Origin of the sequence: uncultured Campylobacter sp. (assembly GCF_937997405.1) — a bacterium.
GTDB lineage: Bacteria > Campylobacterota > Campylobacteria > Campylobacterales > Campylobacteraceae > Campylobacter_B.
In genome coordinates this window covers 1-16,094 of sequence record NZ_CALKTL010000103.1, presented here as the reverse complement: position 1 = coordinate 16,094, position 16,094 = coordinate 1, and the positions used below count along the sequence as shown (strand labels likewise).

Annotated in this window: 16 protein-coding genes and 1 tRNA gene; 9 read left to right on the top strand and 8 right to left on the bottom strand. The window is 44.8% G+C overall.

All coding sequences use genetic code 11. From position 1 onward, the window contains the following. On the top strand, positions 1-819 hold an 819-nt coding region (locus Q0372_RS05630), incomplete at its 5' end, for a hypothetical protein (protein ID WP_298103592.1). A 270-nt stretch (positions 820-1,089) separates the two neighbouring features. Here Q0372_RS05630 and Q0372_RS05625 read toward each other — a convergent pair. Together Q0372_RS05625 and Q0372_RS05620 are read right to left on the bottom strand one after the other, a co-directional pair. Beyond that, entirely contained in the window at positions 1,090-2,046 is a 957-nt protein-coding gene (locus Q0372_RS05625) for a hypothetical protein (RefSeq protein WP_298103589.1), read from the bottom strand. Between the two features lie 10 nt (positions 2,047-2,056). After that, positions 2,057-2,578: a hypothetical protein gene (locus Q0372_RS05620; RefSeq protein WP_298103587.1), complete on the bottom strand. Its 522-nt coding sequence runs from the start codon at positions 2,576-2,578 to the stop codon at positions 2,057-2,059. Between the two features lie 99 nt (positions 2,579-2,677). Here Q0372_RS05620 and mobB point away from each other — a divergent pair, with 99 nt between their 5' ends. The 5 genes from mobB (at position 2,678) to dapE (ending at position 7,033) form a co-directional block, all read left to right on the top strand. After that, positions 2,678-3,166: a molybdopterin-guanine dinucleotide biosynthesis protein B gene (gene mobB, locus Q0372_RS05615; protein ID WP_297882697.1), complete on the top strand. Its 489-nt coding sequence runs from the start codon at positions 2,678-2,680 to the stop codon at positions 3,164-3,166. Between the two features lie 10 nt (positions 3,167-3,176). Further along, positions 3,177-4,025 carry a class 1 fructose-bisphosphatase gene (locus Q0372_RS05610; protein ID WP_297882699.1) on the top strand — a complete coding sequence of 283 codons (849 nt, stop codon included), beginning with the start codon at positions 3,177-3,179 and terminating at the stop codon, positions 4,023-4,025. Further along, positions 4,025-4,234: a hypothetical protein gene (locus Q0372_RS05605; protein WP_005872202.1), complete on the top strand. Its 210-nt coding sequence runs from the start codon at positions 4,025-4,027 to the stop codon at positions 4,232-4,234. The genes Q0372_RS05610 and Q0372_RS05605 overlap by 1 nt, the downstream gene beginning before the upstream one ends. 1,008 nt (positions 4,235-5,242) lie before the next feature. Continuing rightward, on the top strand, positions 5,243-5,839 hold the full coding sequence (locus Q0372_RS05600; RefSeq protein WP_298103581.1) for a LysE family translocator: 597 nt from the start codon (positions 5,243-5,245) through the stop codon (positions 5,837-5,839). Between the two features lie 15 nt (positions 5,840-5,854). Continuing rightward, a complete protein-coding gene (dapE, locus tag Q0372_RS05595) occupies positions 5,855-7,033 on the top strand; it encodes a succinyl-diaminopimelate desuccinylase (RefSeq protein WP_298103578.1) in 1,179 nt (392 codons plus the stop codon). A gap of 222 nt (positions 7,034-7,255) precedes the next feature. Here the strand turns inward: dapE and Q0372_RS05590 are convergent, their stop codons facing one another. The 4 genes from Q0372_RS05590 to Q0372_RS05575 form a co-directional block, all read right to left on the bottom strand. Further along, positions 7,256-7,435 (bottom strand): hypothetical protein, encoded by a 180-nt coding sequence (locus Q0372_RS05590; protein ID WP_298103575.1) that lies wholly within the window; start codon positions 7,433-7,435, stop codon positions 7,256-7,258. A 660-nt stretch (positions 7,436-8,095) separates the two neighbouring features. Further along, a complete protein-coding gene (locus tag Q0372_RS05585; RefSeq protein ID WP_298103573.1) occupies positions 8,096-8,659 on the bottom strand; it encodes a methylated-DNA--[protein]-cysteine S-methyltransferase in 564 nt (187 codons plus the stop codon). A 143-nt stretch (positions 8,660-8,802) separates the two neighbouring features. Next, complete coding sequence (locus Q0372_RS05580; protein WP_298103570.1) at positions 8,803-10,701, bottom strand: hypothetical protein; 1,899 nt, start codon at positions 10,699-10,701, stop codon at positions 8,803-8,805. Between the two features lie 25 nt (positions 10,702-10,726). Continuing rightward, on the bottom strand, positions 10,727-11,539 hold the full coding sequence (locus Q0372_RS05575) for a M23 family metallopeptidase (RefSeq protein ID WP_298103566.1): 813 nt from the start codon (positions 11,537-11,539) through the stop codon (positions 10,727-10,729). A 108-nt stretch (positions 11,540-11,647) separates the two neighbouring features. On the opposite strand from Q0372_RS05575, the gene Q0372_RS05570 reads away from it, so the two are divergent. Beyond that, positions 11,648-12,463, top strand: a complete 816-nt coding sequence (locus Q0372_RS05570) for a lipid-binding SYLF domain-containing protein (protein ID WP_005872227.1) — start codon at positions 11,648-11,650, stop codon at positions 12,461-12,463. Between the two features lie 243 nt (positions 12,464-12,706). Beyond that, positions 12,707-12,782: transfer RNA gene (locus Q0372_RS05565), tRNA-Lys, on the top strand. A gap of 388 nt (positions 12,783-13,170) precedes the next feature. On the opposite strand, the gene Q0372_RS05560 is transcribed toward Q0372_RS05565, so the two are convergent. Then, the gene (locus Q0372_RS05560; protein ID WP_298103596.1) at positions 13,171-14,094 is read right to left on the bottom strand and encodes a Wzz/FepE/Etk N-terminal domain-containing protein; all 924 of its coding nucleotides are present in this window, start codon (positions 14,092-14,094) and stop codon (positions 13,171-13,173) included. Between the two features lie 177 nt (positions 14,095-14,271). On the opposite strand from Q0372_RS05560, the gene Q0372_RS05555 reads away from it, so the two are divergent. Continuing rightward, a complete protein-coding gene (locus Q0372_RS05555) occupies positions 14,272-15,207 on the top strand; it encodes a sugar transferase (protein ID WP_298103563.1) in 936 nt (311 codons plus the stop codon). Here the strand turns inward: Q0372_RS05555 and Q0372_RS05550 are convergent, their stop codons facing one another. Beyond that, on the bottom strand, positions 15,208-15,957 hold the full coding sequence (locus Q0372_RS05550; RefSeq protein ID WP_298103560.1) for a glycosyltransferase family 2 protein: 750 nt from the start codon (positions 15,955-15,957) through the stop codon (positions 15,208-15,210). Positions 15,958-16,094 lie beyond the last annotated feature (137 nt).

Genomic DNA, 16,094 nt, shown 5'->3' with positions numbered 1-16,094 from the left:
ATGCCGGTAGCCGCGATGGACTCATACGCGCTTTTGGATAATCAAATTTTAGACGCCAGAACGAAAAAGATAATCTACGAATTTCCTATTAAATTTAAAGAAGTAGCTAGCTTCGGCGATAAATTTGTCGCGATAGACGAAAACGACGATCTGTGCTTTTACGAGAGAGAAAAACTGCTATGGAAGAAAAAGCTAAATATCGCAAAGAGCAAAAGGCCGTTTGACGGCACCATGACAAAGATAGCAAAAATATCCGAAAGCGAAATCCTGCTTATCATCGAAAAAGACGGATTTTTAAAATTTAACGCCAGAGGCGAGGAGCTTTGGCATAAGAGCGTAAATTTTAAGGAGAGCGGCGCCTCGGACGAGCTTGTAATGGATCGTGGGACGCAACTGCTAAAAGCAAAGGACGGATCGATATTTCTACTGGCGAAATTCGGTGCAAATATCGCAAAATTTGATGCCTTAGGCAATGAAATTTGGAGAAAGCAGATTTGCGGAAGAGATCGCGGCGTATGCGATCTGCCCGACACGCTAAACGCGGCCTATAAATTAGCAAACTACAAAGACGGGCTACTTTTGATCGGCGCAAACGACGCCTCGGAGGATCAGACGATATTTTTAGAGCTTGATTTGGACGGCAATATATTGAGTGAAAACAAAGCGAAACTGCAAGACTTTTGGCTCAAAAGCGTCGTCAGCACGGATGACGGAGGCGTTTTAATAGGCGGAAACGCCGATAAAGACGATACCGTCATAATAAAAATTCGATCAAACCTGCCGCTGGATCAACAAAAAATCAAAAATTTAAACAGATAAACTATCCGCAGCTTATCCGCCGCAAAGGCTGCGGCGGGTTTAAATTTAGCCTCTTTGAAGCCTGTTTTCGGCACTTTAAAGCTTGGGTATGCAAACCGCCCGTTTTAAAATTTCGGCAAGTTTTAAATTTTAAATTTGCGCTTGCCGACTGCGCCGTTTTAGCTAAATTTAACGGCGCGACGCAGAGCTCGCGAGCGCAAGATGATTTAATTTTACAATCTTAACTCCGCACTCCGCGCGCGCTTCGGCGGAATAAAGCGATTAAATTTGCTATTTAAAAAGCCCTTTGATCTTGTCGAAAAGCGACTTTTCGCCACCTGCGGAGGTTGCGTCTTTATGATCTTCTGCGGCGGAATTCCCGCCGCCGCCTTCTATCGTATCGCCGCTGCACTGGACGGAATTCTCGCCGCCTGCCTTAATTGCGCCGCCATCCGCTTCCATTGCACTGCCGCCGCCCGTCGCATTGGCGCCGCGCGAGGCAGAATTCCCGCTGCCCGTCGTACCGCCTCCACCTGCCTTATCTCGCTCTATCGCCTCGCCGATCTGCTGTGCGGCGATTTCCGCGTAGATCAGCGCGCCCTGAGTATCGCAATTAAAAAGATTTGAAAACGACTCGGACCTATTAAGATCGATCGGATTGGGCTCAACCACCTCGGTAGCCTCAAGCAGCCCTATTTCAAGCTCTGCGGCAGAATTTAGCGCCTTTAAAAACACGGGCAAATTCTGCGCGTAAAACTCATCTACGGCGGATTTAACCTCGCCGCCCGCCTCATAATCGCGCAGCAGTTTCTGCACACCATCGGCGCCAAGATACGCGCCGCAGCAGTAGTTTTCGATGATCTCGTTATGAATTTCGCCACTAAACTCCGCTAAAAATTCCGCCGGTAAAACCTCGCGCCAATCGCTTATGTAGGGTTTAAATTTAGAGCTTTGCTCCGCTAAAAAGCTAAACGCCGTGCCGCGCGTGTAAAAATACTCTCTAAAATAGCCCTGCGCCACGGCGAGGTGAAATCCGTGCGTTTTATTAAAAATGCCACCTGTGCCGTACTGCAGCGCCGAGCGGAAGCCGTCCGCGTATTTTTCTACATAAAATTCATCCATCCCCGCTTCGCGCGCGATTTTAGCGATAGCCTCAAAATCTCCCCTCTGCGCGAGCTTTAGCGGCTTAAAATACCACTGCGAAATTTCATCTTTGCCGATCGCGTGATAGCTTATGTCGTAACCCACCTTCTCTCCTTTAATCTTTCAGATCGATCTGCGGCTGCCAATACAGCGACTTTGAAATTTTACGAAATTTCATCGTGGCATCCAGACCATTTGAGGTGCGGTAGCTAAGCACCAGCTCGTCCTTATCGCTCTTAGGCGCGGTGATCTTGTAGCGGCTCGCCCACGCGATCTTAAAAAGTTCCTTTTGCAAAAGCGGATCTCCGTCGTGCAACGGCGTTACGTTTGCGTTTGCGCCGTTGATCTGCACCGCGCCGATCTGCACTTCTTTAGGATAGGAGGTGAGTAAAAACACCTCATCCTCCGCGGCGTTTCTAAGCTCGGGCGCGACGGGATTTAGATATGTAGCGACGCTTAAATAGCGATCGCCCGCGCGCACCGATTCAAATTTTTGCGTATAAGCAAGAAACTCGTTTTTAAACGGATCGTGACGGGGATCGTTTGCGGAGCAGGAGTTTAAAAATAGCGCTAGCGCGGCTAAGAACGAGCCCTTTAGCAGGCCGTTTAGCGCGCCGCTAAAATCAAATTTCTTCATCGATCTTCCTTTGAAATTTTAGGCGCATTTTAACGAATTTTGCTTTTTAAAAGGCTAAATTCGCTACAATCTGCTCATCTTAAAAAGCCGGATTTTAAAATGAAAAGACTTGTTATCGCATTTTCAGGCCCTTCCAACAGCGGCAAAACGACGCTAATTTGCAAGATCGCTAAAATTTTTATCGCTAGCGGGCTGCGGATTGCGATCGTAAAGCACGATCCGGGCGATAAGGCGCGCTTTGACGTAGAGGGCAAGGACAGCGCAAAATTTAGCGAGCTCGGCGCCGAGACCGTCGTGATGAGCCCTACGCGGACGAGCTATTTTTCGCAGCGCTGTATGCAGATTGACGAGGTCGTGCGGATGCTCGGAGATTTCGATATCCTGCTCGTAGAGGGGCTAAAGACACTGCCGCTGCCGCGCATAAGCTTATTTCGCGACAGGATCGATCCGGCGTATCTGCCATTTTCGGACGCGATCGCTTCAAATTTAAGCGGCGAGCAGATGGATAAGTTTTGCCGCGTAAATTTTGACATCAACGACGCTGCGGGCATTAGCGAATGGATATTAAAAAACGCCAAAAAAATGTAAAGGAATCAGAATGCAAGAGATCATAAAATCAATCCAAAATATCGCGCTACAAATCGCCGAGGAGCTGAAATACGCGGACTTCGGCTACACAGATCATCACAACAGCACGGGCGATACGCAGCTCAAACTCGACGTAAAGAGCGACGCCATAATCGAGGCGGAATTTCGCAAAAACCCGCTCGTGCGCGCACTAATCAGCGAGGAGAAAGATGAAATTTTAACGCTGCGAGAGGATGCGCGCCTAATCGTCGCTTACGATCCGCTTGACGGCTCGAGCTTGGTGGACGTAAATTTTGCCGTGGGCTCGATATTTGGCATTTATGAGGATGAAATTTCGCCCGCAAACTTAAAAGCGGCGATCTATTGTATCTACGGGCCGCGCCTTGAGATGGTCGTTTGCGAGGATGCGCCGAAGCTTTATCGCCTAAATCGCGAGGGCAAATTTAGCTTCGTAAAATATCTGCGCCTACAGCAAAAAGGCAAACTAAACGCCACCGGTGCGACGCAAAAGGGCTGGAGCGAGCCGCACCGAAAGCTCGTGCGGGCGCTGTTTGACGAAGGATACCGCCTACGATACAGCGGCGCAATGGTAAGCGACCTGCATCAAATTTTATTAAAAGGCGGCGGACTTTTCAGCTACCCCGCTACTAGCGATCATCCGCACGGCAAGCTTCGCGTAACCTTCGAAGTGCTACCGTTTGCGTTTATCTTCGAGCGCGCGGGAGGCGCCACCAGCGACGGCGCGAACGGCTCGCTTTTGCAGCTTAAAATCGAAAAGATCCACCAAAGCACCCCTTGCTTTTTCGGCTCGAAGTACGAGATCGCGAAGATGCATGAAATTTACGGCTGGAAAAACTGATGGCGGATACCGAGGTCGCCGCGCCGCGCGACGTTTACGACGAAATTTTAGATAAAAGCTTAGCCGCGCTGCAAGCGTGCCAAGCCGAGCACAACCTCACCAGCTGCCTGGAGTGCGAGAAGCTGCTGGATTGCGCGGTGCGCGATAAATACGTCAAGGCAGTTTATGAGAGCATGTCGCACGGCGCGACGGGGGATTTTTCGTTTTAAATTTAGCTATTGCGATCGCGAAATTTTGCAAAGCAGACTGCTTAAAGCCCTTGCGGCGCGAGGTTTTGCAAAGCGAGCTTTGCGCGCAAGATCTCTGCAAACCAGGCTGCGGCGCGAGACTAGCTCGAAATTTGCTCTGCGGTGCAGATTTAATACGGCGCGGCGCGCAGATTCTTGCTTCGCAGCACGGAATTTGTCCCACTGCGAAACGATAAAATTTACGGCGCAATTTGGCGTCGCGGCGGGACCTGCTCTGCGGCACATCTGTTTTGCGGGCCAGGTTTTGCAGCGGCCGATAAAATTTAAAATGAGGGCGTAGCCAAATTACGGGCGTGCGGCTAAATTTAAAGCGGGCGCACGATTAAATTTCAGACGCTGCGGCTGGATTTTAAAATTTGCAGATAAAATTTTAAGGCGCGAAATTTCGCTTCGCAAAATTTTATCTGCAATCATGGGCTGTTGTGAGCGCGGATGCGCGAAATTACGTAAAGCAAAATTTCGACGGGTTAAATTTTATCGCCGCGATCTTTAAATTTACGCGACTAAAACTTACCGACTTGCGCAAGCCACCGTTCGTCGCCAATCTTTTGCCGGTTTAAATTTTGCCTTGCGAAATTTAGCTCGCAAACTTAGCGACGCGGCGAGACGGCTGATTTTCCTCGCGAAATTCGAGCCATAAATTTAAAACGCAAATTTAAACCGCGATCCGTGCGTTAAAAATTTAAAAGCTAAATTTAAAGCTCGGCGAGCATGCGTGCCGCGCGAAGCGCTCGCCAAAATTTCAAAGCCGAGCGCGTTACGACGCTCGCTTTAAAATTTTAAAATTAAGGCGCATATAGCGGCGGTTGCGTTAAATTTAAAAACCGATTGCAGAGCGCGGAATTTCAGGATCGATCCATTCGCGAAGCTGTGCGTCATCGATCTGTTCGCAAAGGCGCGCGTCATCGCTCTATCTGCAGCGCCGCGCATTGAAATTTTAGAGCAGATTTGAGGAGTATAAACAGAGAAATGCAGCCATTCGTACAAGGGGTTTTGATGGGGTTGGGCGTTAGCGTGCCGATCGGCCCGGTAAACGTACTGATAATGTCCTACGCGCTGCGAAGCTACACCAAGGCGCTGTGCCTGGGCCTCGGCGCCATGAGCGCGGATATGCTGTATCTAGCGCTATCGGCGTTTGGCATATCGCAGTTAGCTAAAATACCGATCGTTTTTACCTGCGTATCGGTATTTGGCGCATGTTTTTTACTCTACACGGCGTACAAAATCTGGCATGGCGCGACTAGTTCGATGCAGCCTGTAAGCGTCGAGGCTTGCTCGGGCGCGGCGCTTTACAGCAAAGGCTTTTTGATAAATTTACTAAATCCATACGTCATTATGTTTTGGCTCAGCGTCTCTGCCGGCACCGCGCGAGCAGATTTCGCGCTTGCCCTTGCAGGGCTTGCAAGCGGAATCTTAGCTTGGATCACGCTTTTTCCGCTTGCGATATATCTAGCCCGCAGCAAGCTTCCAAACATTGTAGTGCGGGCATTTGCATATATCTCGACGTTTATTTTGGTATTTTTTGCGCTAAAGCTTTTATACGCTATAATTTTTGCTAAAATTTAAACCAAAGGATGGCTTATGAAACCGATTGAAATTCTAAAAGAGCTCATCAAATTCCGCTCGCTCACACCTAGCGACGACGGGGCTTTCAACTACGTCTCGATGCTGCTGGCGGACTTTAGCGAGGATAGATTCGAGCTAAACGGCGTAACTAACGCGATTTTTACCAAGCGCTTCGGACAGGGTCCGCATCTATGCTTTGCCGGGCACATCGACGTCGTACCACCGGGCGAGGGCTGGGCGAGCGATCCATTTGTGCCGGTGGAAGCGGATGGCTTTTTATACGGGCGTGGCGCACAGGATATGAAAAGTGGCATCGCAGCGGCGATCTGCGCGCTAGCGGCGGCACGCGATTTTAAGGGCACGCTAAGCCTGCTGCTAACCAGCGATGAGGAGGGTGACGGCATCTACGGCACGCGCGAAATGCTCTCTAAATTGCGCGAGCAAGGTGCACTACCCGATTTCGCGATCGTTGCGGAGCCCACATGTGAAGTGCGCTTCGGTGATACCATTAAGATCGGCCGTCGCGGCTCGATTAACGGCGTCCTCACGCTCACGGGCATCGGCGGGCACGCAGCCTACCCAGATAAATGCATCAATCCTGTCCATATTTTAGCGCCGGTGCTTGCAAGTCTTGCGGGGCATGATCTGGACGCGGGTAGCGAGGATTTCGCTTCGGCTAAGATAGTCATCACCGACATTCGCGGTGGCTCGCAGGTAGTAAACGTAACACCCAAGGACGTGCGCGTGATGTTTAACGTCCGCGGCGGCGTAGGGCTGGGGCTAGAAGACGTGCGAGACTATGTACTGGGGTTATTTGAGCTGGACGCAAAAGATGCGCTGTGCAACGAAAGCGAATCCTGCGGCAAGCTAGAAATGAGCTGCACTGCGCAGCTGCGAGCAGGCGCGTCGCTACACCTTGCGCTAAAAAGCTCCTCAAAGCCCTTCTTGACTCAACGAAACTCCAAAATCGTGCAAAAACTAAGCGCTAGCGTGCAGAAGATCTGCGGCGCAGTAGCTGAGCCAAACACCGCAGGCGGCACGAGCGACGCGAGATACTTCGCGGAGTTTGGCGTGGAGACGGCGGAGTTTGGCGTGCGAAACGACACTATCCATCAGATCAATGAACGTGTAGAGATTAGCGACGTCGAAAATTTAGCTAAAATTTTTAGCGATCTGATAGAAAATTTTGGCTAATTTAGGAATTTGGCAAAGCTGCGTAGATTTTCTGCGTTCTGCCAAGCTTCGCCAAATTTTATGAGGATTTCACTCGTAGTTGATTGGCAAATTTTATCTTTGCCGTGCGTCTTACGTAAGAATTTCGCTCTGCGCCGCTTTTGCTAAGAATTTTATCTGCAGCACGCTCGCCGCTTTTACAATTACTTTGCTATGCAACGTCGCTTTCGCAAGAAAGAAGCCTTAGCTAAACGTCGCCACTTCGAAGGTGAGCTTTGACGACGATAATGCTGCCCCTACTAGGAATTTTTTAAAAGAATACTGCTTTTGCGCGAATTTCAGCAAATAGCGCGGTCTTTGCGCAAAATTCATCTCGCTCTCTTTGCGCAAAATTTCATCTTCGCTAGGTGACTCTAGCGGCATACTGCTGCACTTTGCCGCCTCTGCGAGAAATTTTATCTTTGACGCGCCCGCTGCTTACGCAAGAAGCTTGGCTAGGACAATGCCGTTTCTGCCGGGATACCGCCTGCTTCGTGGATTTATAGAATTTTACTTAGTCACGTTGCCGCTGAGATAATTCCGCCCTGCCTTACTACTTCTATGGAAATTTTACCCCGCTTCGGCAAGCGCAATTAAAAATTTACTTTGCCTTAATACGGCGGCGTTGAATTTTACCTTGCAGCGCGGTGACGCAGAATTTTTAAGCTATGCAAAATTCTACCGCAAAACCTTGCTATCCTTGCCTATCTGCACAAAAGGATCGGCAAAATTTTGCTGCCTCACGCGCTGCTGCACTAAATGCACGCAGGATAAAATTTATCAAAGGATTTCAGCGCAGAATTTCGTAAGGCTAAATTTTATCACTGCGAAAAATTTCAACCGCTCATAGCAGGCGTCTGCGGCGCGATAAATTCCAAATTAGAGCTTCAAGCAGGCTTAGCAGGCTTCGCTTCTTTCAAAATTTTAACTACCTTGGTCGCCGTAAAACTAGAAACTTACAAAATCGCTTTATGAAATTTCGCAGCGTCGCGCGGTGAAATTTTAAAATAAACGCCTGAGCGGCAAGGCGAAATTAACAGAATTTTACTTGCCCAATTTGGCTAAGCTTTCTCTTTCAAAGTTTAGCAGCCACGCTTTGGTTGCTCCGCCGCCCGCACCGCTGTATCCGCCGAGCCCGCCCGAAGCTACGACGCGGTGGCACGGCACGATGATGGGGATTTTGTTTTTGCCATTTGCGCCGCCTACTGCGCGGCTTGCGCGCGGTCTGCCGATAGCTGCGGCTAGCTCACCGTATGTTACGACCTCGCCGTAGGGGATATCTAAAAGTGCGCTCCACACGGACTTTTGAAACTGCGTGCCATTTTGGCTCAGTTTAACGCTAAAGCTCTCAAGCTCGCCCCTAAAATAGGCGCTAAGCTCGTCGGTGCAAAGAGCCAAATTCTTTCTTAAATCACTAAGCTTTAAATCGCGTCCTTTATCATCCACAGCACACACAAAGCCCAATTTAGGCTCTGCGTCGTGCTTTTTAAAGATCTCATCATTGGGTCCGCAGACAGAGCTTTTGACCCAGTCGATACTACAGATCCCGATCTCGTCATCCCAAATTTCAAGCATTCCAATGGGCGAATTAAAAAAGGCTTTTTGCATCTCAATCCTTTCAAATTTTTACTGGTTTGATCAAAAAATTTTAAAAAGCGCTTGTTGCGGTGCGAGCTAAAGCTCGGAAACGGCTAAATTTCATGCGGTAACGCGAATTTTTTAAAATTTATCTGCAAAGCGCCGCAAGGTCTCTACTCAAACCGCACGATGTTTACCAAAACCCCGTCGAAAACGTCTTGCTTAAAAAGCTTGATCTCGCGCACGATATCTGCGTTATCATCGTCGATGACACCGTTTTTGACGAGGCTGTCCTCGACGAGCTTAAAGATAAAGGCGTGGTTGCTGACGTCAGAGATACCGCTTTTAAAGCCCATTTCAAGGCGCACCGGCACGCCTATGTGCACGCCGCGCAGGTCCTTGGCGATGTAAAGATCAGCGATCGTGCGCACCATTTTTTTCGCCATTTGGTAGCTCGCCGTGGACGACAAAATATCATTAAGACCGAAATTCTCCATCAAAAGTGGAATACGAACGCGCGCCAAAACCCCTTCGCCGGGCTCGCTCGCGCTCTTTTTCAAAAACGAAATTTTAATCCTATGCGCGATGCCTATGAAGCGTGGCTTAAACTCGATGAGCCCAGCTCTAGGCGCTTGCGGTAGCGAGATAGGACGCAAAGCGCTTGCAATAGGTAGAGTCTTGGAACGCTCTCGAAGGCTCACGCGCTCTTTCGCAGGTGCTTTGCGGGCAGGTTTGTCATAAAAATTTACTGGCTTGGCCGCAAAAGTTGATTCGCTCCCAAAAGCTGCGGACGCAGGCTCATCACTAAGCGCCCCCTCCGCCATAGAAGAAGCAACCGTAGAATTCTCACCCGTTAACGCGGGCTGCGTGGGTTGCTCAAATTCGGGCGCGAATTTATTTCCCGCTTGCGGCGGCAAATTTGAAGGGTGCCACTCTTGTGCGGAGCTTTTCTGCTCTAAATTTTGCCCGGCGGAATTTTCGGGCGCGCAATTTTGCCCTTTTGCCAAAAACATTGAATTCTCACCGACGAAATTCTCATCTTGAGGCGTCAATTCCGAGGTATTTTCTGAGGCAAAATTTGCGGCACGGCGGCTAGCGAAATTAGCGCTTTGCCCCTTGTAAAACTCGAAGCCTTGAGGCTTGCAATCATTTGCGTTTATATCAAGCGCAGAATTTGCGAAGGCTAAATTTTTTGATGCAGAGCTTTGTGCCGTAGAATTTTTACTTCGTAAGTCCGCGTCCTGCTCTGCTACAAACAAATTTTCAGCCGTAAAATCCTCTGCTTGCGCCATAAAATTAGAATTTTGCGCCTCAAATGCGGAATCTTTCACGAGCGCAGAGCTTTGCGCGGAAATAAAATTTCGCGATGCAGGAATGAAGCTTCGCCCTTTGGCAGAATTCACAGACGCAGAGCTTTGCGGCATAAAATTTTCACTCCTCGCATTTGCGCTCTCTTCGAAACTAGCAGCAAGCCCCACACTCATGTCATCCTGCGCAGCATCATTTTGCGAAATTAAATTCTCGCGCGCCGTATCCCACGCGGTATCTGCGCAAAATTCCGCCCGAGCTGCACCATAAAATTCTGCTTGCGAAACATCTTGAAATTCTGCCCTAGAAGTAAAGCCTTGCGCACTCTGAGCGCTGCGCGCAGAAAAATCTCGCTCGCCGCGCCTTGCATTTGTGGCATACGAGGTCTTTGCCAAGCTGCCGCCAGCCTCGGACGAAACCGCGCCCAAATCTCCGCCGCAAAAGCTACCAAAATCGAAGGCATCGCCAAACTCTGCATAGCCATCTGCCGCGCGGAAACGATCTGCGCGGGCTTTCTTTTTGGGCGTAGAAGAGAGCGTGAGCCTACCTGCAAGCTCGCGTCCGCCAGAGTTTAAAATCCAAAAAATTCTAGCTCTAAAACGCTCAAACTGCTCGCCACTGAGCGAAATTTTGTCGTTTAGGCTCTGAACGCCAAAGTCTGCAGCGGTAAAATTTACGATCGCACCGTCCCTACTCGCGACGCGCACACGGCCTTTGACTGAGCCTTTTAGCTTAAAATCGCTACCTGCGAGAATTTTTTTCATCAACTCCTTCGGATTGTAGGGCATTTTAGCGCTCGCCAAAAACTGCTTCGTTGAATTTAGCGACGAAGCTTAGCGGATTGACGCTCACGCCGTTGATCGCGATGCCGAAGTGCAGATGCGGGCCGCTGACTCTACCGCTCTCGCCCGAAAGCGCGATTTCATCGCCTTTGCGAACGTGATCGCCAAGCGTCACTTTGATCTCGCTTAGATGATAGTACTGCGAATAGATGCCGCCGCCGTGATCGATCACGACCGAACCGCCCGCGTAGTAGCGGTCTTTGGCGATGACTACGACGCCGTCGTTGGCAGCGCGCACCGCAGTGCCTACCGCGGCGCGATAATCGGTGCCGCTATGATAGCTTTTAAGCTCGCCATTAAAGGTGCGGGCATTGCCGAATGCAGAGGTTATTTTGGAGTTTAAAGGCAGCTCAAACGGCGTCGAAAAAAGATAGCGCGGCGTGGTGATCGCATAGATCGCGTTGGCTTCGTCGAGCTCTTTTTTGATACGCGCGGCGGCTTCTTTAGGTGGTTTAACCTTGCCCGGAGCGACGCTTAGAGCCTCTTTTTTATACTCGCCCTTTTTCAAAGCGACGATCTGCTCGTGGCTGCCGCTTTGATCTACTATTCGCAGCGCGAAATCTACCTTAGCACGGTAATTCGCTGCTAAAACGGCGATTTTATCGCTAGAATTTGGCGCCGTGATGAGGGGAATTTGCTTTGAGCCAAAGCTCAACTCGGTCGTGTTTTTATCTAATTTTAAGATAATAACGTCACCATTTACTATGTCTAAAGCGAAAATTTTGATCGCCAAAAGTGCAAAAATAGCTAGAAATTTCATAAATTTTCCAAAATTAGTTATTTTTCATCAATTTTTTGTTAAAAATTAGCTAAAACAAATGAAATTGCTGTTATAATAACGAAAATTCAATTTTAAAAGGATTAAATGATGAAAAAGTTTTTGCTTCTAGCATCTGTTGCACTTTGCGGTCTTTTGCACGCGGACGTCGTGGCAAATCAAGAGGTTATAGCGGCGACTAACGTCGTTAGATCTTTCGTAGCGGCTAATAACTTCGGCACCGATGAGCGCTATCTAACCAGCGCCAAAGCCGTCGCAATCCTAACCGACGTAAAACGTTTAGCTGCGGGCGCATCGCTACAATACGGCGATGGAATTTTTAGCGTCAAAGGCGAGAACGGCGAGTGGAGTTCACCGATTTTTATCAAATATAAAGGCTACGGCGTAGGCTTACAAGCAGGCTACGAGACGAGCGACATCGTGATGATCTTTCATACTACGAAGTCATATCAAGACATTTTTACCGGCACAGACACCCTTGAGATCAATGTAGGTGCTGCGGCGGGCGGCGTAGGTAGAAGAACTGGTCGAGCAACTGATCTGCCTGATATTTCTGCATGGATGGTAAGCCCGGGCGAGCAAACAGGCGTCTACCTAGGTGTATCGATTGACAACGGCAGAATCACTATCGACGATCAACTAACTAACGACTTCTACGAGAGAATTTACGACTACGAGGACATCTTAAATGACTCTCCACGCGCGAATAAATACGCAAAAAGATGGAAAGAAGTGATGAGGAAGTATTTTACAAACGGCGAGAAATACGGCGCTAGCAGCAGTGCGGCGATACCTGTAAATCACGTGCAGAAAAAATACCCTGATGGTAAGCCGATCATCTCAAACCGCTCTCCTAGAACTCATGCTAAGGCTACGCGAAGCAAAAAGGCTAAAAAAGCAAAATAAATTATCGAGCCAAGCCCCGCCTATGGGGCTTCTTGCGTTGAGTTTGTGCAAGAGCGTTTAGATGTGAAATCGAAACGCATAGGTTATTTTAGAAAGATTTATTGATTCTTTACTAAAGTATTTTATTTAATTTTTATGAGTTATTGGATATATAAAGACTGAATAAAATTTTATGGAATTTAACGAAATTTTTATAAAATTTAATCAGTTTTTTATATTTTTATCACTACAATTATGTTTCTTGTCTCGTTAGCTCAGTTGGTAGAGCATCTGACTCTTAATCAGGCGGCCGTAGGTTCGAATCCTACACGGGACACCAATACTTTTTTACATACAATTATAGAATTTTAATCGGCGATTTTTAATTAATACACCCAAATTTATAATCACGATGCTTTTGTAAATGCAAATTAGAGCCACTAGATAATAATAAATGACTTTTTTGACAATGTATCCAAGCGATAGAATTCGATGCATAGATAAAATTTAATAGTCATAGTTAAAAAGCAAAAAACAATTCTAGCCTTGATACCGCAATAGCTAAATGTCATCCTTACTCTTTAGTAAAATAGCATTGCTGATTTAGCGCAATGCTAAAGGTTAGCGCAATATGATCTTTAATATAAAGCGCCGCAGTAGGGAGTTTTATCAAAGCAGCCTTTACATTCAACCGTAACACCCCAATATAGAAATAAATTATTTAAAATTTATCTATTTTCGGAATTGCAGGTTTTAAATTTATCATAAACCAATACTACAAAGGTAGAAAGCATAAGTCCTATTATTGCAGATATTGCTAAAATGATTAGTTTTTTAGGCTTTGCTGGGCGATCAGATAAAACTATATTAGAAATTATATGAGAAGTTTTAAAATTAAAATCAGAAAGCCTACTTTCTATAATGCTCTTTTTCTTCATTAAATCAGGAATTTGTACTAGAGTTATAGCACTAATTTCGTCACTTATTTTAGGTATATTGTCGTTTAAAATTTTATCTTTTATATTCATTAACTCCATCTGTTTTAATTCGCCAGCATCGCTAAGCTTTTCTCTCTTGTTCAGCATATCTATTTGATCGTCTATTTTGGCCATCTGAACGCCTTTTAAATATTCTATGCGTTCTTTTAAATTACGAATTTTATTATTTTTTAAATAAGTTATCTGCGAATCAATACTTATCAATTGTTCACGTAAAACCTTTTTATATTCATCTAAAACTATAGCATCTTCTTCGCTTAAATCTGCCACCATCTCATCTATATGTTTTTTTAGTAATTCGTTTGATTTGGCAAACGCCGTTATAATAAATATATTGGCGCTATCTTTATCGGCGACGATACTATCAACCGTTACGTTCTTGTCCTTAATATCCTTTAGTCCATCAATATATTTTACTCTAAGCTCATGCATCCGAACGGATCTTTCGGTTATGTACTGAGGCATACCAGCTTCATTATTATAATAAGCGGTTTCTACCATCGCCGTTGCTTTATACCACGGAGTAGCAAATAGAATATACAAAAGCCCAACAGCAATAAATCCGCAAGTTATAATGCATACTAATTTCTTATATTGAAATATTTTTTTAACTATATCTATCAAATCTATTTCGTTTTCATTAATGGCTTGCATATTCAATGTTTGATCCTTAAATTTTAAAATTATGATTTTTTTAGTATAGCTAAACTTATATAAAATTATAATAAATAATATTGAGTGGCTTTAATTCGGTTATAGCAAAGATTAAACTTATATTAATAAGCTTGATAGTAAAATGGCTCAAGTAGTCTATTAAAGATAGGAGTACCCATGCTAGTTCTTGGTAGGAAATATAAATTTACAGAAATGGAACTCGAGCGATTACATAAAAAATTTAGTGAAGTGAACATTGTGAAATATTCAGGTCGATCATCAAGAGACGTCAGATTAGAAATAGAAGATTTATTAAAAAGTCATAATTATAAATTTTTGGTTATAAATACAAAAGAATTTGTAGATCCGAAAATGATAAAATTTCTTACACTTTTGCAATTTCGTTTTAGCCATAAACGCATTAAAATTCTATCTATTGAAAAATTTCTGGAGAAATTTTTCCATAAATGTTACATTCCTGAGGACGATAGAGATTTAGAATTTTTAAGCGATATTCGCCCTTATAATAGTTTTGAATATACTGTCAAGCGTATCATAGACTACATAGGTGGTAGTATTTTATACATATTATTTATTGTAATTAAATTTTATGTAAAAAAGAAGATAAACGAGGAATCGCCTGGAAGTATATACTTTTTACAAAAACGGGTAGGATTAAATAACAGGGAATTCGTTTGTGTTAAATTTAGATCGATGAAATTAGATGCGGAAAAATATGGAGCTAAATTTGCCGATGAAAATGATAAAAGAATATTTAGTTTTGGAAAGTTTATGCGAAGGACTCGCATAGATGAAATACCTCAATGCATTAATGTAATTAAAGGAGAAATGCATTTAATAGGTCCCAGACCAGAAAGGCGATACTGGATAAATTTTTTTGAAAAAGAAATACCATACTATAACGAACGCCATCTAGTCTGTCCCGGTATCACTGGCTGGGCTCAAGTAAATTATCCATACGGAGCTAGTACCGAAGATGCAAAACAAAAGTTAATGTATGACTTATACTATATAAAATATTGGTCATTATGGCTGGAAGTAAAGACAATACTTATGACAGTATTTATAGTAATACGCAAAAAAGGGGTTTGATTATTTATATTTTATCAATCCATAAAACATATAGTTCATAAAATAATATACGCTTTTGAACCAACTAAGCTTTTCTATATCTCTATAAAATCTCCATTGATAAAACGCTATTTTAATTTTATTAGCCGATACCGATTTGCGATGTCGCCTATATATAGCAAGCGGCTCTAAGCAACCTTTAGTGACTTTGATTTTTTTAAGGATTTTTAGCCACGTAGCGTAATCTTCGCGCTTATCTGCATTTGGCATATATATTTTACCTAGTTGAGAAACATCATATATAGCCGTTAAACACCCAACAGAGCAGGTTTTAAGCATGCTATTATAAGTAATTTCTCCTTTGGTTATAAAACACCCCATATCATTATTAAATTCATCCATCAATCTATATGAGCCATATGTAAAGCTTAATCCATTTTTCTTCATAAATTCAATTTGCAAATTAAGTTTATCTTTCAACCATAAATCATCGGAGTCTAGAAAAGCTATATATCTACCGCTAGCTATTTTTATTGCAGTATTTCTAGCTACAGCTGCTCCACTATTAGTTTTTAATTTTATAAATTTTATACGGCTATCTTGCCTGGCGATTCCTTTAATAATTTTTGCAGAATTATCTTGCGAGCAATCATCAACTATAATTAATTCCCAATATGGATATGTTTGTTCTTGTACAGATTTTATAGACTGTTCTATGAAATTCTCTGAATTATATGACGGCATTATAACCGATACTAATTCTTCATTCAAGATCTGCTCCTATAAATTTTAGTTCTTTTATTACTTTATTATCAACATCTTCCCAAAAAATACCTTCTTCATACTTTTCATAATTATATTTTTTTATATAATCTTCCATCATTTTTAATGCTATTGGTTTCTGACAC